The 21,314-nt window shown below is 51.3% G+C and carries 17 protein-coding genes; 12 read left to right on the top strand and 5 right to left on the bottom strand.

Annotation, left to right across the window (positions count from 1 at the left end):
- The first annotated feature begins 340 nt into the window (after window positions 1-340).
- The 9 genes from HK11_RS00780 to HK11_RS00820 all read left to right on the top strand — a co-directional run bounded on the left by HK11_RS00780 (window position 341) and on the right by HK11_RS00820 (window position 13,782).
- A complete protein-coding gene (locus HK11_RS00780; protein ID WP_233133240.1) occupies window positions 341-1,327 on the top strand; it encodes a hypothetical protein in 987 nt (328 codons plus the stop codon).
- Between the two features lie 84 nt (window positions 1,328-1,411).
- The gene (locus HK11_RS00785; RefSeq protein ID WP_086553429.1) at window positions 1,412-4,138 is read left to right on the top strand and encodes a decarboxylase; all 2,727 of its coding nucleotides are present in this window, start codon (window positions 1,412-1,414) and stop codon (window positions 4,136-4,138) included.
- Window positions 4,139-4,239: 101 nt separating this feature from the next.
- Window positions 4,240-5,928: an aspartate-alanine antiporter gene (aspT, locus tag HK11_RS00790; RefSeq protein WP_086553430.1), complete on the top strand. Its 1,689-nt coding sequence runs from the start codon at window positions 4,240-4,242 to the stop codon at window positions 5,926-5,928.
- Between the two features lie 251 nt (window positions 5,929-6,179).
- Entirely contained in the window at window positions 6,180-6,503 is a 324-nt protein-coding gene (locus tag HK11_RS00795) for a YtcA family lipoprotein (protein WP_086553431.1), read from the top strand.
- The gene (gene mdtN / locus HK11_RS00800; RefSeq protein ID WP_086553432.1) at window positions 6,500-7,558 is read left to right on the top strand and encodes a multidrug transporter subunit MdtN; all 1,059 of its coding nucleotides are present in this window, start codon (window positions 6,500-6,502) and stop codon (window positions 7,556-7,558) included. The genes HK11_RS00795 and mdtN overlap by 4 nt, the downstream gene beginning before the upstream one ends.
- Complete coding sequence (locus HK11_RS00805; RefSeq protein WP_233133241.1) at window positions 7,539-9,347, top strand: FUSC family protein; 1,809 nt, start codon at window positions 7,539-7,541, stop codon at window positions 9,345-9,347. The genes mdtN and HK11_RS00805 overlap by 20 nt, the downstream gene beginning before the upstream one ends.
- Entirely contained in the window at window positions 9,344-10,906 is a 1,563-nt protein-coding gene (locus HK11_RS00810) for a TolC family protein (RefSeq protein ID WP_086553433.1), read from the top strand. The genes HK11_RS00805 and HK11_RS00810 overlap by 4 nt, the downstream gene beginning before the upstream one ends.
- A 96-nt stretch (window positions 10,907-11,002) precedes the next feature.
- Entirely contained in the window at window positions 11,003-12,067 is a 1,065-nt protein-coding gene (glsA, locus tag HK11_RS00815; RefSeq protein WP_086553434.1) for a glutaminase A, read from the top strand.
- Window positions 12,068-12,096: 29 nt separating this feature from the next.
- The gene (locus HK11_RS00820; protein ID WP_086553435.1) at window positions 12,097-13,782 is read left to right on the top strand and encodes a Na+/H+ antiporter; all 1,686 of its coding nucleotides are present in this window, start codon (window positions 12,097-12,099) and stop codon (window positions 13,780-13,782) included.
- A gap of 36 nt (window positions 13,783-13,818) precedes the next feature.
- On the opposite strand, the gene HK11_RS00825 is transcribed toward HK11_RS00820, so the two are convergent.
- From HK11_RS00825 to HK11_RS00840, 4 genes are all read right to left on the bottom strand, one after another.
- The gene (locus tag HK11_RS00825; RefSeq protein ID WP_086553486.1) at window positions 13,819-14,244 is read right to left on the bottom strand and encodes an organic hydroperoxide resistance protein; all 426 of its coding nucleotides are present in this window, start codon (window positions 14,242-14,244) and stop codon (window positions 13,819-13,821) included.
- Between the two features lie 185 nt (window positions 14,245-14,429).
- A complete protein-coding gene (locus tag HK11_RS00830) occupies window positions 14,430-15,764 on the bottom strand; it encodes a lytic transglycosylase domain-containing protein (protein WP_086553487.1) in 1,335 nt (444 codons plus the stop codon).
- 315 nt (window positions 15,765-16,079) lie between these two features.
- A complete protein-coding gene (locus HK11_RS00835; RefSeq protein WP_086553436.1) occupies window positions 16,080-16,937 on the bottom strand; it encodes an aldo/keto reductase in 858 nt (285 codons plus the stop codon).
- Between the two features lie 164 nt (window positions 16,938-17,101).
- Window positions 17,102-18,031, bottom strand: coding sequence for a DMT family transporter (locus HK11_RS00840; RefSeq protein WP_233127600.1), 930 nt, complete (start codon window positions 18,029-18,031; stop codon window positions 17,102-17,104).
- A 197-nt stretch (window positions 18,032-18,228) separates the two neighbouring features.
- On the opposite strand from HK11_RS00840, the gene HK11_RS00845 reads away from it, so the two are divergent.
- Window positions 18,229-18,675, top strand: a complete 447-nt coding sequence (locus tag HK11_RS00845) for a DNA polymerase III subunit chi (protein WP_086553437.1) — start codon at window positions 18,229-18,231, stop codon at window positions 18,673-18,675.
- Window positions 18,676-18,715: 40 nt separating this feature from the next.
- Here HK11_RS00845 and HK11_RS00850 read toward each other — a convergent pair whose 3' ends face one another.
- The gene (locus tag HK11_RS00850; RefSeq protein ID WP_086553438.1) at window positions 18,716-20,179 is read right to left on the bottom strand and encodes a leucyl aminopeptidase; all 1,464 of its coding nucleotides are present in this window, start codon (window positions 20,177-20,179) and stop codon (window positions 18,716-18,718) included.
- Window positions 20,180-20,218: 39 nt separating this feature from the next.
- Here HK11_RS00850 and HK11_RS00855 point away from each other — a divergent pair, with 39 nt between their 5' ends.
- Both HK11_RS00855 and HK11_RS00860 read left to right on the top strand, forming a co-directional pair.
- Window positions 20,219-20,461, top strand: coding sequence for a hypothetical protein (locus HK11_RS00855; RefSeq protein WP_086553439.1), 243 nt, complete (start codon window positions 20,219-20,221; stop codon window positions 20,459-20,461).
- Between the two features lie 65 nt (window positions 20,462-20,526).
- Window positions 20,527-21,306 (top strand): 3'(2'),5'-bisphosphate nucleotidase CysQ, encoded by a 780-nt coding sequence (locus HK11_RS00860; RefSeq protein ID WP_086553489.1) that lies wholly within the window; start codon window positions 20,527-20,529, stop codon window positions 21,304-21,306.
- Window positions 21,307-21,314 lie beyond the last annotated feature (8 nt).

Raw genomic sequence — 21,314 nt, forward strand, 5'->3', positions numbered from 1 at the left:
ATTTGATATATCAACAAAACTCTTCTCTGTTTTGTCATGAACAATATTTTCACATGCTGTAAAATGTAACTAAAAAATAAAAAAACTCCCTTTATATATACATAATATTATCTCAATATCTTCCCCGCACGCTCAGTGTTATGTTAAGAATAAAATAGCGTATGAGTAATATGTGGCCTCTGACTTTCATTGTGACAGCCATGCCAGCCTGTAAGCGGAAAGATTCGAGATGAGATGCATTAAGAAAATAGCACTATGCAGCAGTATTCTTTTTCTGAGCGGGTGCTATAATCTGGGCTCTCACAGGCTCGGCAGAGATGTTGAGCAATACTCAGATTCGATGATTGAATCGAACAAACAACAAACTCTGCTCAACCTCGTACGCCTGCGCTATGCTGACGCCCCCGGCATGCTGAATACAACGCAGGTTATCTCAGGCTATCAGCTACAACAAAGCTCGTTCCTGGGGGTTGCCTCTGATACTTTCCCCATCCGGCCTAATGGCGGGATAGCAGGACAGTTTCAGGAAACACCGACCTTCACCTTCCAGCCTGTTACGGGTGATGCCTACGCATACAGCTTCCTTCGCCCGCTTCCCCCTGCAACCCTGCTCCCGCTGGCTATGGGCGGGCTGCCCATTGATATTCTGCTGCGTCTGTCAGTTCAGTCTGTCAATATGATGAGCAATAACAGGCCATTTTCTAAAAATTCTGATGACCTGACAGCGGCAGCTAATACACAGACCACCGAGTTCCTTGAGCTGATTCACGACCTTCGTGTGCTGCAGGCAGCCGGGCTGCTCAGTATTCAGCTTGAACAGGATAAAGCATCCGCCACTGACAAAACACCACCTCACAGCCGCGTTTACCTCAGCCTCACTGCAACAGATGACGCCCATCTGCTGGCGATCGAGCAAAAGGTAAAAAAGCTTCTCCATTTCTCCTCCCGCTCTTCCCGCGTCGAGATTGTTTATGGTGTGGGAGAGGCTCAGCCCGGTGAGGTCAGACTGCTAACCCGCAGCATGCTCAGCATTCTGGGGCAGGTTGCCTATCAGATCCAGATTCCCGATGACGAGATCTCTTCAGGCAGCACACGCAGAAATAATACTTCACAGAATGAAGAGGACCAATCTCTTATTAAAGTTTACTCATCGCACAAACGACCACATCATGACTTCGTCTCTGTGCATTATGACGACTATTACTACTGGATTGATAAAAGAGACTTTGACAGCAAACTGGCATTTACCATGATGCAAATGCTGTCTGAGCTTTCCAAAACAACTCAGAACCCGGGTTCTGTCGTCACTATTCCGGTCAACAGATAGCCTTTTCTAAACAGCCCCAGCAGAACGTAATGCCGTAACTCTGCAGGGTCAGCTCTTTTTTGCGGCTGAATAAGGATCGTTCTCATGACATCGAACTCTGCCTCTGATCATTCTCTGATCAGCACATCACTGGCAACGCCAGCTCTGCGCTCTGACAACTGGCTGAATGTTCTGTACCTTGCACGGAACTGGGCTGAAGCCTCTTCAAAAACAGACAGCATCAAAAAAGATCTGAGTGCTGCCCTGACAAAACTTGAAGAAATTGACCTGTTCTTTGCCTATCCTGGCACAGCCCTGCTGGCCCGCCTGAAACAATGGCTGGAGGAAGATGATGCCAAGGCATTCCTGCGCCTGGCACAGCGTATTTCGACAACCATCGTGTCACAGAAATACCACCGCGATGTCAGCGCATGGAACCTTGAAGAGCTTGAGGATGAACCCGTTAACCGCCTGCCTCAGGCCCTGACACATATTAAGAACAAACCTTATTTTGAAGTTCTGAGCGTGGTGCCTCATGCACAGTCACGCTGGCAGCATATTCAGGAAGAAGCACGTGGTGTGCGCCGCCCTGAAGACGAGTTTATTTATCAGACAGTCATTGTGGGTAACGCCCCTGATGCTCTGACAGCTATTCTGATTAACCCTGATATCAGCGCCGTTGTTCTTTACGAAGGGTTTGCTGCTCATGCTGCAAACGAAAACCCGCTGCTTGATGTGTTCAACACCGTTATTGACCTCTCCGCCTCTGACGATGAAATTCTGACACTGCGCCTTGCCCAGGCCATTAAAAAAATTCGCCCTGAGCTTGATATCTACCTGCTGAGTGACAGAAATATTGAAGCGCTGGCCGGCAAACCGGAATGCCATTTTATCAACCGCATCTTCTATCAGATGGAAGAGCCGCTTGAGCTGCATCTTTCCATTCTTGAAGGTATCCGCAACCGTTATAAAACGCCTTTCTTTGACAATCTGAAACGGTATGCACAGCGGCCAATAGCCACATTCCATGCTTTGCCGATTGCCCGGGGTAAGTCTGTCTTTACCTCCAACTGGATCAGTGACATGGGCGAGTTTTATGGCCCTAACCTCTTCCTGGCAGAAAGCTCAGCCACAACCGGCGGGCTCGACAGCCTGCTGGAACCCACAGGTAACATCAAAGAAGCTCAGGCCCTGGCCGCAAAAGCCTTTGGTGCCGATCACTCTTTCTTTGTCACGAATGGCACCTCGACCAGTAACAAGATGGTCCTTCAGGCTCTTCTTGCCCCGGGCGATATCGTTATTCTCGACCGCAACTGTCACAAATCACACCATTATGGCTGTGTGCTGGCAGGGGCTCAGCCTTACTATGTTGAGGCCTTCCCCCTGGCACAATACTCTATGTATGGCGCTGTGCCTCTGCGCACCATCAAGACAGCCTTGCTTAAACTCAAAGCACAGGGCGAGCTCGACCGTGTTAAGATGGTTGATCTGACCAACTGCACTTTCGATGGCCATGTGTATGACACCCGCCGGGTCATGGAAGAATGTCTGGCTATCAAACCAGACCTCGTCTTCCTGTGGGATGAAGCCTGGTTTGGTTTTGCACACTGGTCACCTCTGCTGCGCCAGCGCACAGCCATGGGTGCTGCCGCTGTCCTGACCGAAAGCCTCAAACAACCAGCCGCCCTGAAAGCATGGGAAGATCAGCAGAAAAAACTGGGGAACGCACCAGATGATAAAACCCTGCTGAACACCCGCCTGGTGCCAGACCCGCGGGCTGTGCGCCTGCGCGTGTATCAGACCAACTCTGTGCATAAATCTATGTCTGCCCTGCGTCAGGGTTCGATCGTTCTGGTCAGGGATGTTGACTTCGAACATGTCGAGGCCCAGTTCCACGAGGCCGTGTTTACCCATGCCTCAACCAGCCCGAACCTTCAGATCATTGCCTCACTCGACGTGGCCCGCCGCCAGATGCAGCTGGAAGGATATGGCCTGGTCAGCAACGCTGTGCAGATTTCGCTTGAAATCAGAAAGCAGGTTAACAGCCACCCCGTCATCTCCAGATATTTCAAGGTGCTCGACAGCTCTGAGATGATTCCTTCTGCTTACCGTCCTTCAGGCATTACCTGCTACAACAGCCATGATATCAGCTGGGACAAAGCAGCGCAGGCCATTAAAGAAGACGAGTTTATGCTTGACCCGACCCGTATGACACTCTTCTGTGGTCATGCCGGGTTTGACGGCACCACTTTCAAAAATATCCTGGCTGATAAATTTAACATTCAGCTTAACAAAACATCGCGTAACAGCGTTCTTCTTCAGTCCAACATCAACAATACACGCAGTGACATAGCGCTGCTCATTCGTGTTCTGGTTGAAATTGCTCTTGATCTCGATAACAAAATTACCGAGAACGCCAACGACTATAAAAAAGCTTTCAGACTGAAAGTGCGTGAACTGGTTGAAGACCTGCCAGAACTGCCTGATTTCAGCCGCTTTGATGATCGTTATCGCGAAAAACCTAAAGCTGACACCCTGCATGGCGACATCCGCCGCGCGTTCTATGATGCCTATAAAGAGAGCGAGTGCGAATACATTCCGCTTGATGACCCCGAAATTGATAAACGCCTTAAATCAGGGCCAGTGCTGGTTTCAGCCAACTTTGTTATTCCCTACCCTCCTGGCTTCCCCATCATGGTGCCCGGGCAGGTCATTACTCAGGGCATTGTTGATTTTATGCGTAAGCTTGATGTCAAAGAAATTCATGGCTTCAACAAAAACCTGGGCCTGAAACTGCTTAAACGCACAGCAGGCAAAGACAAAAAGAAATAAAATTCATGCGCTGGCTATACCTCCCCCGGATAACACCGGGGGAGGTATATTTTTGTGCTCCTCAACGCAGGCCATCTTACAGGTAAAAGGAGAGCCTACAGATGATCTTACACTGGATTGCTGAAACGCTTCGTTCAGCTCCGGAGCTGGCAATTTTTCTGACACTTGCTATCGGGTTTTGGGTAGGTTCACTCAAATTTTCAAGTTTCAGCCTGGGTGCTGTTACGGGCACTCTGCTCGTTGGTGTTCTGATCGGTCAGCTCGGCATTACCATTTCCCCTCAGGTAAAATCTGTTTTCTTCATTCTGTTTTTGTTTGCTGTCGGGTTCGGTGTGGGGCCACAGTTTGTCAGAGGCATTGCCAATGACGGCCTGCCTCAGGCTTTATTTGCTGTCGTTATTTCTCTGCTGTGCCTGGGCTCTGTCTATCTGGCAGCCGTAATGTCAGGCTATGGCCCTGGCATGGCCGAAGGCCTGCTTGCCGGGTCACAGACCATCTCAGCTTCGATCGGCCTTGCGACAGATGCCATAAACCGTACAAACCTGTCTCCTGAGCATATTCAGTCAGAGCTTAATGCCATTCCGGTTGCCTATGCCGTGACCTACCTGTTTGGCACTGTAGGCACCGGCTGGATGCTGGCTTTTCTTGGCCCGAAGCTGCTCGGCATCAATCTGACGCAGGAATGTCAGCGTTATGAACGCGAAATGAGCATTAAGCCTGATGATGACCATGCTGAAACCGCCTGGCACGAATATATTGTACGTGCCTACAAGCTGGAAACAGCAGGGCTTATTGCAGGCAAAACCGTAGCTGAGGCTGAGCAGGAGAGTGAAGAACGTCTCTTTCTTGAAAACCTTCGCCGTAACGGCAAAATCATCACGTTTGATAATAACACCGTTTTACAGCAGGGTGATATTGTTGCCGTCTCTGGCTCTCATGAGGCTCTGGTCTACTGGTCAAACCACGCTGAAGAAGTGGCTGACCGCGAGCTGATTGATATACCGGTTGAAACCGTCAATGTCATTGTTACCAGCAAACAGATTAACAGCAGCAAGCTTATTGACCTGGCACGCGCACCATATGCCCACGGTATCTATATTAACTCGATCCGCCGTGGCTCTATGAGCGTTGAAATCCCTGCTCTGCCTCAGACCGTTATTAACCGCGGAGATATTATCTCCGTGACAGGCACACGCCGTAATGTCGATACGCTGATTAATGCTGTTGGCTATGCTGACCGCCCGACCAACGTCACAAGCATGGTCATGGTGGGAGCTGGCATTTTTGTCGGCGGCCTGCTTGGTTCCATAGTCCTGCCCGTTGCTGGTATCCCCATCACGCTCTCAGCCTCAGGCGGTGCACTGATTGCCGGCCTTATTCTGGGATGGCTGCGCAGTGTTACACCTAAACTGGGTAACATTCCCGCTGCTTCTGTCTGGTTTATGAACACGGTCGGGCTCAACATTTTTATTGCTGTTGTGGGCATTTCTGCTGGCCCAACCTTCATTACAGGATTAAAGGAAGCAGGCCTGAGTGTCTTTTTCTGGGGTGTTTTTGCCACCGCCTTTCCGATGCTTCTGGCACCACTCATTGGCAAGTATATTTTCCGCTTTGACCCGGCCATCAACCTTGGCTGCTGTGGTGGTGCACGTACCAGCACAGCCTCTGTTGCGATGATTGCTGACGTCGCTAAAAGTAATGTGCCAATGCTTGGCTATACTGTGCCTTATGCTGTCAGCAACACATTACTGACGATGTGGGGGCTTGTGATTGTACTCCTGCTGACGTAGTAACAACACGCAAAGTATACACAAAGTTCATGCCGGCAACCGTAACATTGATTGCCGGCAAAATTTATATTATGTTTTCTTACGATACAAAAGACAATTTTTTCCTAACATAAAACGGCAGACTGTTTATATAAAATTATTAATCTGCTTTAGAGAAATTTATTGGAATAGCCTCTGTTTTATGGTTTGATAAAGTGAACAAAATCAATCAGATTACTAAAATAATCTCACAAAAGGTAACTTTAAAATCCATGCTTCTGGTGCCTTTTCTTTCCCTTCTGAAAAAGAAATTCACGCACAGATATTCCTTCACGGCCAGTAATATAGCCCCTGCGCTGATACCGTTTTTTCTGAGCGGATGTGGTTTTAATGTTGCTCCCTCCTTTCCGATTGTCGGGGCTTATTTCCCGTCATGGATGCTCTGCGCCCTGATCGGGGTTTGCTCTGCCCTTTGTCTTCGTATCCTTTTTCTTCTCATTGGCATTGATGCCTGGCTCAGCTTTCGTTTGTTTACTTACGTATCGCTTGGCACCATCATCGCCCTTGTCTTCTGGCTGGTTGTTTTTGGCCCATGAATACTGAATCTCCCTCGCAGAGCCCGCTAAAAAAATATACGGGTGTCTTTGTTGCTCTCATCTCCATTGCTGCAGCAACCGCTGTCACCCTGTATGTTGCCAGTCGCGATGATAACTATCCAACCAGTGACAGCGCTGCAATTGCTGCTGAAGTCGTGCATGTGGCCGCGGTTGTAGGCGGGCGCATGACAGAACTGCATGTGGTCATCAACCAGCATGTCAATAAGGGTGACCTGCTCTATGTCATTGACCCTGAGCCCTATCAGCTGGCTGTACGTCAGGCTGAAGCCAGTGTTGCCCTTTCAAAAGCCAGCCTCGCTGACCAGCAGCGTATGCTGGCTGTCAGACAGGCGCAGGCTGCCATAGCCCATGACCAGCTGAACAGAGCCGAGAAAAATAACGCACTGGCTGACCGCACGACCGCGCGCCTTGAACCTCTGGCGAAACGTGCCTTCATCCCCTGGCAGCAATATGACCAGGCCCGTGTGACACAAAATGACACCAATATTTCTGTCATTCAGGCCCGCAAGCAGTCAGAAGCATCAGACGTTGCTATTGGCAACCTTGATACCCCGACAGCTGCTGTTGCTGTCAACGAAGCGGCACTGGCGCAGGCCCGCTATCAGCTCCGTCAGACACGTATTTACGCACCTGAAAGCGGCTATATTACCAGCCTGACCGTTAAGGCCGGCGAGGTGCTGGCACCCTCCCAGGTATTATTTACGCTGATCGTTGATGACCAGTGGTATGCCATCGCCAACATACGCGAGCTTTACCTGCGGGCTATCAAACCGGGAGACTGTGCAACCGTTTATTCTATGATCGACCGCAGCGTACCTCTTGAAGGGCGGGTCGCAAGTATTGGCTGGGGCGTCATGTCAGGAGATGGCATCGATCTCAGCCGGTCTTTACCTTACATACCGCGCCAGATGGACTGGGTCCATGTTGCGCAGCGTTTCCCCGTTCGTATTAAGCTTGTGAACCCACCCTCTCTGCTTATTCGTATGGGGGCAACTGCCTCGGTCGAGATTCGCCATGGCTCCTCCTGTCATTAAAATTTTTTCCCCGCCACTTACAGCCAGAAGCGTGTGGCAACTGATATGTGACCCCGCACCTGGCAGACTGGGTTATGCACTGCGTATGGCAGCAGGGTGTACGGCATCCACCCTGGCTGGCGAGATATGGCAGGTACCAGACCTGGGGGTGACAGCTCTTGTCACCATGGCCATATGGCAAAAAGACCGGGTAACAAACATCATTGTTGCCATACTGGTTAATATTCTGGTCGGGCTGCTGCTTTGCCTGATTTTTGTAATGGTCACATTTACCCTTGATGGCCCGGTCGTTTTTGTTTCGTGTATTTCTGTTCTGTCTTTTTGTTTTTTCTTTCTGTCCTCGGCAAGCAAGCTCAAACCAGTAGCCTACCTTCTCGGGCTGATTACAGTATTCGGGCTGGTTGTTCTTGAGAACATCCCTATTGGCGAACTGATTACACGTGCGCTGCTCTATACGTATTTATTTACCCTGGTTCCGGGAGCTGTTCTGATCATCCTGGGCATGCTGATCTGCCCCTCACCGCACCATTTTTTAACGCTGGAAATTGCCGCACGTATACGCCTGAGCATTAAACTGCTTAGCGAACACCCGGATAAAAATACCCTGGCACATGCAACCTCTCTGCTGCGCAAGGGTGCGGCTCCCATGCTTAAAATGGCAAAACTGTCAGGGCTGGAGCGCATGTGGGACAAGCATGAGCTGGCCTGCCTGTCACAGGCTGCACGCTGTTCTGTTACAATTCTTGCTATTGCCAGAGCAGAATCCTGCCGCGCAGAGCGACCTGCCCTGCCGGCAGAGCTGATTAAAACAATGACTCAGATGGCAGAAATTCTTGAAAAAGAAAAATGCCCTTCATGCCGTGATGTCTCAGTTACAGACAACGAGTATGCGGCCTATCAGTCTCTGTCTGAGCTACTGTCGGTTTTTACACAGCCTGACACCACACCTGCGGCCAGCAAACCTAAAGCCAAAAAAGAAAAAACCGGTTTCTTTAGCGCTGATGCTTTTACCAATCCTGAACATGTCCGGTTTTCTCTCAAAGGTACGGCTGCAGTTATGTGCAGTTATGTGCTCTTTCGGTCGGTGACCTGGCCAGGCATTCATACCTGCATTATCACCTGCTTCATTGTTGCGCAGCCAACAATGGGGGCCATGATCTCCAAACTTACACTGCGTATTATTGGTGCCACAATAGGCGGGGCGATAGGTATTTTATCAATTATTTATCTTTTACCACATATGAACGGAATAACGGCATTCCTTATCATGGTATTTGTGGTCTCTCTGCTTGCAGCATGGATCAAAAGCGGTGATGAGCGCATTGCCTATGCCGGCTTTCAGATAGCACTGGCCTTTGACCTGAGTGACCTCAGCTCATTTGGGCCGACAAGCAACATGACAACCGCCCGTGACCGTGTAATTGGTGTTCTTATTGGTAATTTTCTGACTTATGCCATGTACACCAGTTTCTGGCCCACAAGTGCCTATAAAAGCATTGCAGGGCAGCTTGATAAGGTTACCGGTATCCTTAAAAAACTTCAGGCCGCACCAGACCTGAAAACACAGACAGATTGCCTCATGACTTTACAGCCAGCTATTGCCGAAGGCGAAATCTCCGTAGAATTTGCTGAAGCTGAACCAGCCAATATACGGGCAGGAATGACAAATCTGCATGCTTTTAAGGCGGCCTTTCATGATGCAGACCTGATGTCTACGGAAATTATAGAAGGACACAACCCGCCAGGCATCTCACACCGTATCGAGACTATGGAAAGCCTGACACCATGAAATCCCGCTGCTCTCTGCGTGTTCTGACCGCCATGGCTCTGACACTGACAGGCTGTGCCACATCTGAACTCTCAACCGCACCAGCACGCTATAACAGTCCCTGGTCGCCCAGTGTTGCCTCCGACGGTGCTGTTGTGGCAGCAGGCAGACAGCATAAAAAAGGGCTTACACTCCCTGCTGGTTATGTTCTGCCCTCTGACTTTAAAGCGCTCGCTGCCGGCACTTCATCCGTTCTGCCACCGCGAACCGGCAAACCTTACTCGCTGCCCGACCTGATTGATGTGGCCCAGTCCGCCAATCCTGATACCAAAAAATCGTGGGAAGCCGCTCGTAACGCAGCTCTTGCTGTGGGCATTATCAAGAGCACATATCTGCCTTACCTCTCTGCAGCTGTTGTCGGCGGCTGGTCACGGAGCAGAAGTGACAAAACTAACGCGTCACTTACCGGAGATGGCTATGAACTCAATGCTGACGGCACACCAGGCCGGCAAAGCCATGGCGCAGGAGAAGTACAGACACTGAGCATGAAGTGGCTTTTATTTGACTTTGGCCGCCGTGAAGCTCTCGTACGTTCAGCCCGTGAGTTACAGCTTGCTTCTAACGTGATTTTCACCGCGGCGCACCAGAAGGTCATGTATGGCGTTACAATTGCCTTTTATACACACGCGGCAGCCGCTTCACGCATTAAACTGCTCCGCATAGCACTCGAAAATGCCCGCCATATACAACAGGCCGCTGAAGCCCGGCTAAGACATGGTCAGGGCACTATTGTTGATGTCACACAGGCACAGCAGGCTACAGCTCAGGTTGAGCTGCGCCTGGTACAGGCTGAAGGTGAAAGTGAAAACACCTATGTCAGCCTGCTGACAGCCGCTGGTGTTTCAGCTGACTCTCATATTACATTTGAAGATGTCTCAGGCCGCCCACTTTCACTCGATGATGTGCGCATGAGCGATAATATGGTGAAAGCTGCAGTCGCACGCCGCCCTGATGTTCTGGCCGCCTATGCAGCAGCCCGTGCAGCCCGCCACCAGGTAACCGCAGCGCGCGATGCTTTTCTGCCAAGTATTTTTACAACAGGTAATATATCATATTCTACCGGGCATATGGCGCTGAGCTCTGTCCCTGGTGCTGGTAATGATGCGACACTCAACCTGTCAGGCAGCCGGTTCAGCTCACTGATACTGGGGGGGGTCAGCATCCCCATTTTTGATGGTGGTCTTAAAGCTGCTCTGCTTAAACGTGCGCATAACCAGGAAGAAAGTGCTAATGCCACCCTGAAACAGACCGTTAATGAGTCGATCAAACAAATTGTCACGGCAGAAAACGCTCTGCACACAAGTCTGAGTGCTTACAATGCAGCGGGCAGGCTGTACACCGCCTCACAAACAAGCTTTGATGCCTCATTTACGGCCTATACGCATGGTGCAGGCTCTGTCACACAGGCCGAAATGGCCCGGAATGGTCTGCTCGATTCAACCATCAGCCGTTCAGATGCTTATTATGCAGCACTGATTGCCGCAGCAAGCCTTGCCTTCAGCACAGGTTCTCTTGGGTAAAATTACCTACAAACTGTCATTTAACGCGTTACCTGCATGAGGGCAGACTGGCACTTTCACTCTGTCTCCCTCAGAGGACAAAAGAAAGCTGATCTGATGACAAAACCACATGCTCTGCTGACCTGCCTGGTCACACTGTCAGTCACCTCTTATGCATTTTTGAGCCAGCCCCACGCAGCCTCGGCCCGCGAGGCGTCGCCTCCTGCACATACCCTCACTATTCAGCAGGCTGTTGACCGGGCCTATACCCGCTATAAAGCGGTATCAGACGGTGCAAATGCCTCATATATCCCCTATCTGGCCAAAGCAGACACAAAATTATATGGCATTGCGGTGGTCACCACTGACGGTAAAATCTTTAAAGCCGGTGATGCCGATTATCTCTTCCCGGTTGAATCAATCGCTAAGGTCTTCACTCTGGCTCATGTGCTCAAAGCACAGGGGACAGACGTTATTCAAAAAAAGATCGGGGTCAATGCGACCGGCCTGCCTTTTAACTCTGCTCTGGCTGTTGAACTCAATAACGACAAACTCACAGGCAGCCCTCCGCCCGGCAACCCGCTGGTAAATGCCGGCGCCATTGCCACAGCCAGCCTTGTTGAAGGTCATTCACCCGAAGCGAAATGGGAGAGTGTGCTCAGTACAGCCTCTGCCTTTGCCGGGCGTCAGCTGGCGTTAAACAAAGACGTATACACCTCTGAAATGGCTGATAATCAGCATAATCTGGCAATAGCCATTCTGCTGCAAAGCTATAACTACCTCTATGCTGACCCGACTGAGACAATCGACCTGTATACGCGCGAATGCTCCTATAATGTCTCAGCACAGGACCTAGCCGTTATGGGAGCCACACTGGCCAGCGGTGGCACCAACCCTGTGACTCATAAAAAAGTTACTGATGCCACAACCAGCGCGCGTGTTCTGGCAGTTATGGCGACGGCCGGCCTTTATAATACCTCGGGCGAGTGGCTTTATAATGTTGGCCTGCCAGCAAAAAGTGGTGTCGGCGGCGGTATTGTAGCGGTTGTGCCGGGCAAAATGGCTATCGCAGTTTACTCTTCAGCTCTTGATACAGCGGGTAACAGCGTACGTGGCCAGCTGGCTATTCAGTCTGTTGCACATGATCTGAAGGTGAGTATATTCCAGATAAACACAAATTAATCTTTCACCAGAAACGCATTGGTTCTCTTATGCAGGAAACGCTCTTAGCCCTTTCTCTCATCGCCATTACGGGGCTCACCGGAGTGACTGCACGCATGCTCAGACTGCGTGTACCAATGCCTTTGATCCAGATTACTGTAGGTGCCGGCGCCAGCCTTGCCGGGCTCAATGTCGGCCTCGACAGTGAACTGTTTTTACTTTTGTTCATTTCGCCACTTTTGTTTGCTGACGCCTACTGCATTCCCATGCGTGAGTTTGGTGAACTGCGAAACACCATTTTTGCTATGGCCATCGGTCTGGTGATTGTCAGCACAGCAGGTGGCGGCATGATTCTGCACTGGCTGATGCCTGCCATACCCCTGGCAGCAGCATTTGCGCTGGCGGGTGCGCTCTCTCCCACTGATGCTATTTCCGTCTCAGGTATTCTGCGCGGCGGGAGCGTGCCTCCCCGCCTGTTAAATCTGTTGCAGGGAGAAGCCCTTCTTAACGATGCCTCTGGTCTGGTGTGTTTTAAGTTTGCCGTTGCAGCAACAACAACCGGGCTGTTCTCACTCAAAACAGCTTCTGCCAATTTTGTATGGGTTGCTGCAGGCGGTATTGTCACTGGCATTGTCATTGGTTTCCTGCTGAGCCGGCTTGAAGCGTTTCTCCTCAGGGCCGGCCTGAACGACCCCTCAAGCTACACACTGCAAACTCTGATGGCACCATTCGCCATCTATCTTATTGCTGAACACATCGAAACATCGGGTATTCTGGCCGTTGTTAGTGCCGGCATGACCATGCGTATGAGCGGGATTATGAACAAAACCCGTATTGAAACCAGGCTACAGACAACAGCGGTCTGGGAGATTGCAGGTTTCACGCTCAATGGCATTGTTTTTTTACTGCTTGGTCTCCAGCTGCCCTCACTTATCGTGCATGCTCAGCAGGTCAGGCTCGATGGTGGATTTTCCCCGTGGGAAATTCCTCTTGCCATCATAGCGCTACAGGTCACCATGAGCCTGATCCGGTTTATATGGGTTGTCCTGTCTGATGGCTGTCAGCACCTTGTCGCACATCTGCGGCAACGCATTTACGCTGTGCTTTCATGGCCCGAAAAACTGGTGCTGGCACTGTCAGGCACGCGGGGAACGATCACTCTGGCCGCAGTGCTTTCTCTGCCGGGAGACACGGAATTTCCTGAACGGGCGTTGATTATCACCATTGCCGCAGGCGTTATTGTTACCTCACTCCTCCTCGCCAGTTTCTCCCTGCCTTATATGCTCAAAATCCTTCCCGCCCAGGGAGAATCCGGCAATGCCGCTCAACAGGAAATAGATGATACCCGCGCGACGCTGGTAACGACAGCAATTACACTCCTGCAACGTGAAGCAACCCGAAACAGCGATAGTGCTAATAAAATCACGCCGGATATGCAGCTGGCTCACGATACAGCCGTTCCTCTGCTTTTACATGAATATCAGGAGCAGCTGCAGTCACTCGACAGCCAGCAGTCTAACCCTGACAAAGAACATGAATTCTCACTGCGCAACCGTCGTGCAGAACTGGCATTACGCCTGATGATTATTCGTGCGCAGCGCGATACGCTTCACCGGCTGCTTCGCAAAGGAAAAATCAATAACTCGACAGAAAGCATTTTTGTTCGTGAAATGGATATCCACGAACAGGAGCTGCATAACGAGGCAAAGGCGCTGCCTCACGCAAGCACACCTTAACCAGGGCTTTACTCAGCCCTGGCCATAAAAACAGTCTCAGACAACACTCAGTTTTACGTCAACATTGCCGCGTGTTGCGTTAGAATACGGGCAGACATGGTGGGCTTTTTCAACCAGTGCCTCAGCTGCCTTACGCTCAACACCAGGTAATGACACAGCCAGAGCAACTGTAATGCCAAAGCCGCCCTCGTCGCGCGGACCGATACCCACCTGAGATGTTACTGACGCATCTGCCGGTACTTTATCACCGTCTTTAGCGGCAACAGCCTTCATCGCACCCAGGAAACAGGCCGCATAACCTGCAGCAAACAGCTGCTCAGGATTATTCCCTGCCCCACCGGCCCCACCAAGTTCTTTCGGTGTTGATAAATCAACCTTAAATGCACCATCTGTCGTTTCAGCATGACCTTCGCGGCCACCTGTTGCCCGTGCCTCTGTACTATAAAGAACTTTGACTGACATAGCTTTTCTCTTTTCAAACAGAATTGAGTGCATAGCGCCTGCACATAGAGGTATCTGAGTTTAAAAACACAGATAGTACCGCTGACAGCAGGATACAGGCCTGAGGGCTGACAAAACAAGCCGCCTCATTGTCAAGATCGTGCGACCTGCCCTGGTGTGGCATAACAGGCCATTTTTACATTATATTATCCGTCCTTCACCTGAATGCAGGGCATAGATTTTTCCTGTAAAACCTGGCAGAGCCCCCTGGCCTGATGGCCATTATTTGCAATCAGCTGTGCACGGTAAAAAGACTTCCCGGCGACTGAGACAGGCATAACCGAAGGAGTAGCCACCACTGAACGGGATGCCAGAACTCTCACACCTTTTTCAGCACTCCGCTTTGCATCAGCATAAGAGGCGAAAGCCCCTATCTGCACCCTGTGGCCCTGCACACCGGCAGTCAGCGCATTATGTGCTGGTAGTGTGGTGACACCAGAGCGCATGGCGGGCGGTGTGGCACTTTTATGCAATGCACCGGCCGGTAACGTCAGCATATGTGGCGCGGGTGACCTGTGCGCACTCGCACCATAAGACACCTCTGCAACCTGCATGGTAGCCGGTGCAACCGGCCGGTAGATAACGGCACGGACAGGCTGCTTTGCTGCGGCTGTTATTGCCGGAGCGTCAAGGTTTGTCTGCGACACAGAGGCCACCATTGCCGGGGCAGCAGGTGCTGCCGGCGCAGTGTCTTCTTCATCAGGCGCGGGGTTCGGGTGTGGGGTGTCACGCTCAACCAGGCATGGTGCGGCAGGGTCATAAGCGGCATTAGCATCACGCAGGCAGCCATCAGCCGTGCGTGTTAACACTGCATTAGTATAGTAAACCTCCGGCGGGCCACTGATGGCATCGGCCTGTGTTGTCGGCCCGGCAACCGAAGCCCACGGGCCGCGCAAAACAACATCACTCCCCAGATTGGGAGTGATAGAAGCTACATAATTCACTGTTTCATCAGGCAGCGGATCACCATTATTCAGGTAAGCTGTCACTCTGTCAGGCCCGGCATTATAGGCAGCAAGAAAACCCGGAGCACCAAATTTGTCATACATCAGGCGGATATAGGCCGTGCCAGCCTGAATGTTGTCATGCGGGTCATAAGGGTCACTGCCCAGACCGTACTGGTCCCGCATATCAGAATATGTGCCCGGCATAAGCTGCATCAGCCCCATTGCCCCGGCATCTGATGTTGTCAGCCCGCCATTGAGATACTGCTGCCCACCTGATTCCTGATGCATGACGGCACGGATCCACTTCTCAGGTAATGAGAAACGCTGCGCCGCCTCCTGTATATAAGGCCCCCACGGGTCACTCGCCGGGCCGGGTGTACTATATGATTTGGTTGCACGTGGCGGATTAATTTCAAACCCTCTCGCTGCCCAGGCCTGTGAAACCGAGCGATAAAGGCGATATGAAGCTGCATCAGCGCTGTCAGAGCCTGTAGCCCACAGCCCGGCACTTACAATCAGAGCAAGCCGGAGCATCAATCTGCACCCGAAAACACTGCCAGACTCTGAAAAATAAGCGCGATATTTCATATGTATATGCCTTACACTCCGACATAACCCGATATGATATTCAGACTATTTTACGGCATAAGTAAGACCGGGTATCTATAAAAATTATGCCATATTCATTTATTTATATAAAATACACACCAAAAAGAAAAATATTATTTATTATTTTACAATAAATAATGATTTATACTTTTACCAGATAAACAGCCCTGCCCCTCAGATGCCCTGCGCCCCCTGAGGCATAAGGCGGAGTATGTGGTTTTTGGCAGGGCACGCCGGTGTTTAAATCATATCCAGAGGCATTTTCCTGACCGGCGGAGGAAAAGCTGCATCCAGCTCAGCAAGGTCATCCTGGGTCAGATTAATCTCCTGCGCTGCGATATTAGCTTTCAGATGCGCAAGAGAAGACGCTTTAGGAATAGCGAGAATATTACGCTGCCTCAGCACCCAGGCCAGGGCAATCTGTGCCGGAGTTGCCGGCCCTGCTGATGTGGTATGCCGTGCAGCAATTTTTTGCAAAGCCGGATGCTGCAGCAGAGCCATCCCCTGCCCCAGGGGAGAGTATGCCATTGTCACAATATTACGAAAACGGCCGGCATCGAGCAGGTCATACTCCACACCACGATGCTCCAGATTATATAAAATCTGGTTAACGGCGCACTCACCCGGGCGGATGTAACGCTCAAGCTCCATCAGGTCATCAACGTCAAAGTTTGAAACACCCCAGCGCTTAATAAGCCCTTTTTCTCTGAGCCGGCGAAAAGCTTCAACCGTCTCGCGCAGGGGCACCGTACCACGCCAGTGCAGCAGATACAGGTCAACACAGCGCAGGCCAAGGCGGCGAAGAGAGGTTGTGCAGGCTGCCTCCATACGTTCAAAAGACGCATTTTCAGGCAGGACTTTGGTAACAACAAAACGGTCAGCTTTGTTGTAGTGCAGCACCTCACCCACAAGACTTTCAGAACGGCCGTGGCCATACATCTCGGCGGTATCAACCACACTCAGACCAGCTTTAAGACCATAACCCAGACTTTCGCGCTCGCGGTCCATCTGCTCACCCTGAATACCCCCCATATTCCATGTGCCCATACCAAGGGCGGGGAGTACAGTGCCGTCAGAAAGTGTGACTGTCCGGGTCATGACGCTCTCTCTTTTGCTCTTCAGGAATGTATCCTGTCACGATAACGCCGGAAATGCTGCTGTATAGGGTACTTTTCAGGTTTTTTCAGGGAGGCTATTTGACTAACACATAATAATCGCTGAACTCCGGCCCGCAATAACAGACCGGAAGACAATAACTCTGCTCATTTTTTTAAATATTTGAAAATACGGCCATCAATAGAGGCAAGACCAAGACCAATGACAGCCATACCCAGTAACGAGCGTGCGGTAATAACCTCCCCCAGTATTCCCCAGCCCAGTAAAAGAGCTGTGACCGGCACAAGAAATGTCACAAGCAAGACGTTTGTTGCACCTGCAACTGCCAGAATATGGAAGAACAGAATATAACCAATAACAGTGCTGAAAAATGAAATGCCGATCAAAGCACCCCATACATCCAGGCCCGGCATGGGCAGCTGCCACGGATGATCAAATAACAAAACAAGCGGCAGCAAAACGAGGGCCGCGCTCGTAATCTGCCCGGTTGCAATTTTAAGGGGCGGTATCGCACTGAAGCGTTTACCAAACACACCGCCAATAGCATAACTTACAGCCGCACCAAGGCTTGCCAGCTCACCCACCAGGCTGTGACCACCCGGCGCGCTAAAGAGGTCACCGCCGACAAGGATCATCACCCCGGCAAAACCAGCCGCAATACCAGCAATTTTAGGCAGAGATAATTTTTCTGTCTCTGTATAAAAATGAGCCACAATAATTGTAAAAACCGGTGTTGTCGCATTCAGAATACTGGCCAGGCCGCTTGAAAGCCTTTGCTCGCCACACACTATCAGCGCAAAAGGCACTGCATTATTAAAAATACCCAGAATAATAAAATCGCGCCACATAGCCCACGAATGCGGCAGCATGTCACGCTTTATCATCAGCCAGATATTAAGAATAAGTGCGGCTATAAACACACGCCCGAAAACAATCAGAAAGACAGGCAGATGAGCCGCAACCATAATCTTGAAAAAGAAGAAGGAAGCACCCCACAAAAAGGCCAGAACAGCGAGCATGATCCATTCACGCCCTCCCATGACAGGCGCGGCAGAAACGCCATTTTCAGGCTGCATACAACACTCCGGACATCAGCTCACTCCCTGAGGGGAACATAAGCCGACGTTCCCCTTTCTTTTCACTGCTCGCCTGCCTACCAGAAGAGCGCGGGCTTTTCATGCGATTTATTTCAGCACAATCCCCTGTTTCATCAGGCCCACACGTGGCATGAGAAGACTCACAGGTCTTTATCAGACAGGGCAGCAAAAGATTTATGACGAAAGTTGGCTTTTATCACCTGACACGCACCAGCGCAGCAGAGGCCCTGCCTCAGCTTTTATCGCGCACGCTTGCCAGTCATAATAAAGCGGCCGTGTGGTGCAGCAGTAAGCCTTTTCTCGAAATGCTCGATAAAGCTTTGTGGGCTGTCTTTACCCCCACATGGCTGCCCCATGGCAAAGCCGGTATTTTAAGGCCCGACCTGCAACCGATATGGCTGACGACCGAAGACGATGTACCCAATGCCGCAAAATTTCTATTTTTGCTTGAAAACCGCACCTGTACAGAAACCACGCCCTTTGAGCGCATTTTCGATCTGTTTGACGGTCATGATGAAAACGCGGTTGCTGCAGCCCGCATACGCTGGAAAACGCTGAAAGACGCAGGACACGAACTCGCCTACTGGCAGCAGCAGGATAAAGGCTGGAAGCAAATGCGCTGAGCCAGAAGGCTCAGCACATAATATGAACTGACGAGATGTATCAGTTCTTTTCGTAATATTTGTGAACCAGAGTGTTCAGCAGGCTCACACCAAAACCGGTTGCGCCCTTAGCCTGGCCAAACTTGCCCTTATCGAGCCATGATGTGCCAGCGATATCAAGATGTGCCCAGGGGGTTTTCTCAACAAAACGGCCCAGAAACTGCGCTGCCGTAATCGCGCCACCTGCACGTCCGCCGATGTTTTTCATATCCGCGATGTCAGATTTAATCAGCGCATCATACTCTTTATGCAAAGGCATACGCCAGACTTTATCACCTGACTTCAGCCCCGCATCAGTCAGCTCAGCAGCCAGCTCATCATTGTTTGAGAACAGACCGGCATATTCTGTGCCCAGGCCCACCACAATGGCACCGGTCAGTGTTGCAAGGTCGATCATGAAAGCTGGTTTCACATGCTCTTCAGCATACCAGAGCAGATCAGCCAGAACCAGGCGGCCTTCGGCATCAGTGTTCAGCACTTCAATCGTTTTACCTGAAGCACTGCGCACAATGTCACCAGGGCGCTGGGCATTGCCTGACACCATGTTTTCAACCAGGCCAACAACACCAACAGCATTAACCGCAGCTTTACGCTCTGCCAGAGCCGCCATCAGACCAACAACGGTCGCAGCCCCTGCCATATCTCCCTTCATCTCATCCATGCCGGCGGCAGGTTTGATAGAGATACCACCTGAGTCAAAGGTTACACCCTTACCAATGAAGGAGAGAGGGGCATCGCCTTTTTTACCGCCGTTCCAGCGGATAATAACGGTGCGGGGAGCATTTGCACTGCCCTGCGCCACGCCCAGAAGCGCACCAAAGCCAAGGCGCTCCATAGCCGGCACATCGAGCACTTCAACCTCAAGCCCAAGGTGACGAAGACCCTGAATGCGTGCGGTGAACTCCTCGGGTGTCAGTACGTTAGCTGGTTCTGTCACAAGGTCACGTGTCAGTGCCACACCATGAGCAACAGCCGCGCGGGCAGCCCATTTTTTCTGCACCTTCTCTGCATCAGCTGTAATAACTGTCACGCTGCTGAGCGCGTGAGCCTTACGGCTTTCAACCGGGTTAAGGTAAACAGAGAAATGATATGCACCATAGGTTGCCCCTAAAGCAACGTCAGCAGCATGAGGCAGCTCACCGGTGGCAATGGTAATTTTCTCGGTTTTTCTGAGAGCTGATGCTGCCAGGCTGCCTGCCTGCTCAGCTTTAAGAGCATCAAAAGCTTCAGCTTTACCCACACCGGCCAGTACAACACGGTCAAACTTACCGCCAGGCGCCAGCACGGTAACAATCTTACCTTCTTTGCCGGTAAATTCTTCTGCCTCTGCTGCCCGGGTGAGAACGCCACCGGTCATGTCATCAACGGTTTTAAACAGCGGAGATGTCGTCTGCCCTTCTGCCACCAGCAGAACAAGCGAACCACCAGGCGCGATTGCCTCGGAAGAAAATGAAATATTCAACATAAAATTAAGGTCCTCATAACGCATAACGGTAGCCCCAACATGGAGATGATCGGCACGACTGACAAGGTACCTGTAAAAACTGTTATCGCCCGCAAACAGCCCCTGATGCAAAAAAGACGACCCGCTTCAGCGCATACCCCAACCCGTTTACCTGACAGCGAAACAGCCTGTGCAAAGGATGAAATATTGTTTGCAGAATGCCCGCACCCGCTTCAGCCAGGCAGAAACCATGAAAGCTGCGGCTCCGCTCTGACTGAGGCTCATACAACGCAGGCTGCCTGATAATCAGATATTCCTGCCGAATTGAGGGCATGACGGTTCGGTTAATTTGCCGTATAACCGCTGGCATGAACACGCACACTGACGCACACCTCCTGGCTCTGGCTGCACAGCTTGCTGAAGAAGCCGCCGACATTATCCGCACAATCCGTGCCCGCGGCTTCGAAATTCAGACAAAGGCTGACACCTCTGTCGTGACCGAAGCTGACCATGCCGCCGAGCGCCATATCCTCAGGGGGTTGCGTGCGGCGTATCCTGATATCCCGGTTATTGCAGAGGAAGAGGTGGCTTCAGGCCTGCATGGTGAGGTCTCCCCCGTATACTGGCTGGTGGACCCGCTGGACGGCACACGTGAATTTGCTGCCGGGCGTGACGACTTTACCGTCAATATTGGTCTGGTACGTGACGGGCAGGCCCACCTGGGCGCAATGGCCCTGCCTGCCTATGACCAGCTTTATACAGGTGGCGTCGGCCTGCCTGCACAGCGTAAAGACAAAACCGGCACACACGCCATACACACACGCCTGCCCCCGGCTGAGGGGCTGCATGTCATGGCATCGCGCCATTATGCTGATGACCCGCGCCTGGCAGACTATCTGGGCGGGCGCAAAGTCGCCTCTGTGCGCAACCTGGGGTCAGCTGTGAAATTTGCCCGCGTTGCTGAAGGCGTAACAGACCTTTACCCCCGCCTTGGCCCGACAATGGAGTGGGACACCGCAGCCCCTCAGGCTATTGTTGAAGCGGCAGGCGGACATGTTACACTGGCCGACGGCAGCCCTCTGCTCTATGGTAAACGCGGCTGGAAGAACCCTGAGTTTTTTTGCACCGGCACAACTGTCTCTTCATAATTTATTTC

This window comes from Acetobacter sp. DmW_043 (assembly GCF_002153485.1).
GTDB classification, from domain to species: Bacteria; Pseudomonadota; Alphaproteobacteria; order Acetobacterales; family Acetobacteraceae; genus Acetobacter; species Acetobacter thailandicus.

What these genes read in the sequence shown, in the direction of transcription:
- HK11_RS00780 (WP_233133240.1), top strand. Translation starts at nt 341, where the DNA reads ATGATTGAATCGAACAAACAACAAACTCTGCTCAACCTCGTACGCCTG.
- HK11_RS00785 (WP_086553429.1), top strand. Translation starts at nt 1,412, where the DNA reads ATGACATCGAACTCTGCCTCTGATCATTCTCTGATCAGCACATCACTG.
- aspT (WP_086553430.1), top strand. Translation starts at nt 4,240, where the DNA reads ATGATCTTACACTGGATTGCTGAAACGCTTCGTTCAGCTCCGGAGCTG.
- HK11_RS00795 (WP_086553431.1), top strand. Translation starts at nt 6,180, where the DNA reads ATGCTTCTGGTGCCTTTTCTTTCCCTTCTGAAAAAGAAATTCACGCAC.
- mdtN (WP_086553432.1), top strand. Translation starts at nt 6,500, where the DNA reads ATGAATACTGAATCTCCCTCGCAGAGCCCGCTAAAAAAATATACGGGT.
- HK11_RS00805 (WP_233133241.1), top strand. Translation starts at nt 7,539, where the DNA reads ATGGCTCCTCCTGTCATTAAAATTTTTTCCCCGCCACTTACAGCCAGA.
- HK11_RS00810 (WP_086553433.1), top strand. Translation starts at nt 9,344, where the DNA reads ATGAAATCCCGCTGCTCTCTGCGTGTTCTGACCGCCATGGCTCTGACA.
- glsA (WP_086553434.1), top strand. Translation starts at nt 11,003, where the DNA reads ATGACAAAACCACATGCTCTGCTGACCTGCCTGGTCACACTGTCAGTC.
- HK11_RS00820 (WP_086553435.1), top strand. Translation starts at nt 12,097, where the DNA reads ATGCAGGAAACGCTCTTAGCCCTTTCTCTCATCGCCATTACGGGGCTC.
- HK11_RS00825 (WP_086553486.1), bottom strand. Translation starts at nt 14,244, where the DNA reads ATGTCAGTCAAAGTTCTTTATAGTACAGAGGCACGGGCAACAGGTGGC.
- HK11_RS00830 (WP_086553487.1), bottom strand. Translation starts at nt 15,764, where the DNA reads ATGCTCCGGCTTGCTCTGATTGTAAGTGCCGGGCTGTGGGCTACAGGC.
- HK11_RS00835 (WP_086553436.1), bottom strand. Translation starts at nt 16,937, where the DNA reads ATGACCCGGACAGTCACACTTTCTGACGGCACTGTACTCCCCGCCCTT.
- HK11_RS00840 (WP_233127600.1), bottom strand. Translation starts at nt 18,031, where the DNA reads ATGCAGCCTGAAAATGGCGTTTCTGCCGCGCCTGTCATGGGAGGGCGT.
- HK11_RS00845 (WP_086553437.1), top strand. Translation starts at nt 18,229, where the DNA reads ATGACGAAAGTTGGCTTTTATCACCTGACACGCACCAGCGCAGCAGAG.
- HK11_RS00850 (WP_086553438.1), bottom strand. Translation starts at nt 20,179, where the DNA reads ATGTTGAATATTTCATTTTCTTCCGAGGCAATCGCGCCTGGTGGTTCG.
- HK11_RS00855 (WP_086553439.1), top strand. Translation starts at nt 20,219, where the DNA reads ATGGAGATGATCGGCACGACTGACAAGGTACCTGTAAAAACTGTTATC.
- HK11_RS00860 (WP_086553489.1), top strand. Translation starts at nt 20,527, where the DNA reads ATGAACACGCACACTGACGCACACCTCCTGGCTCTGGCTGCACAGCTT.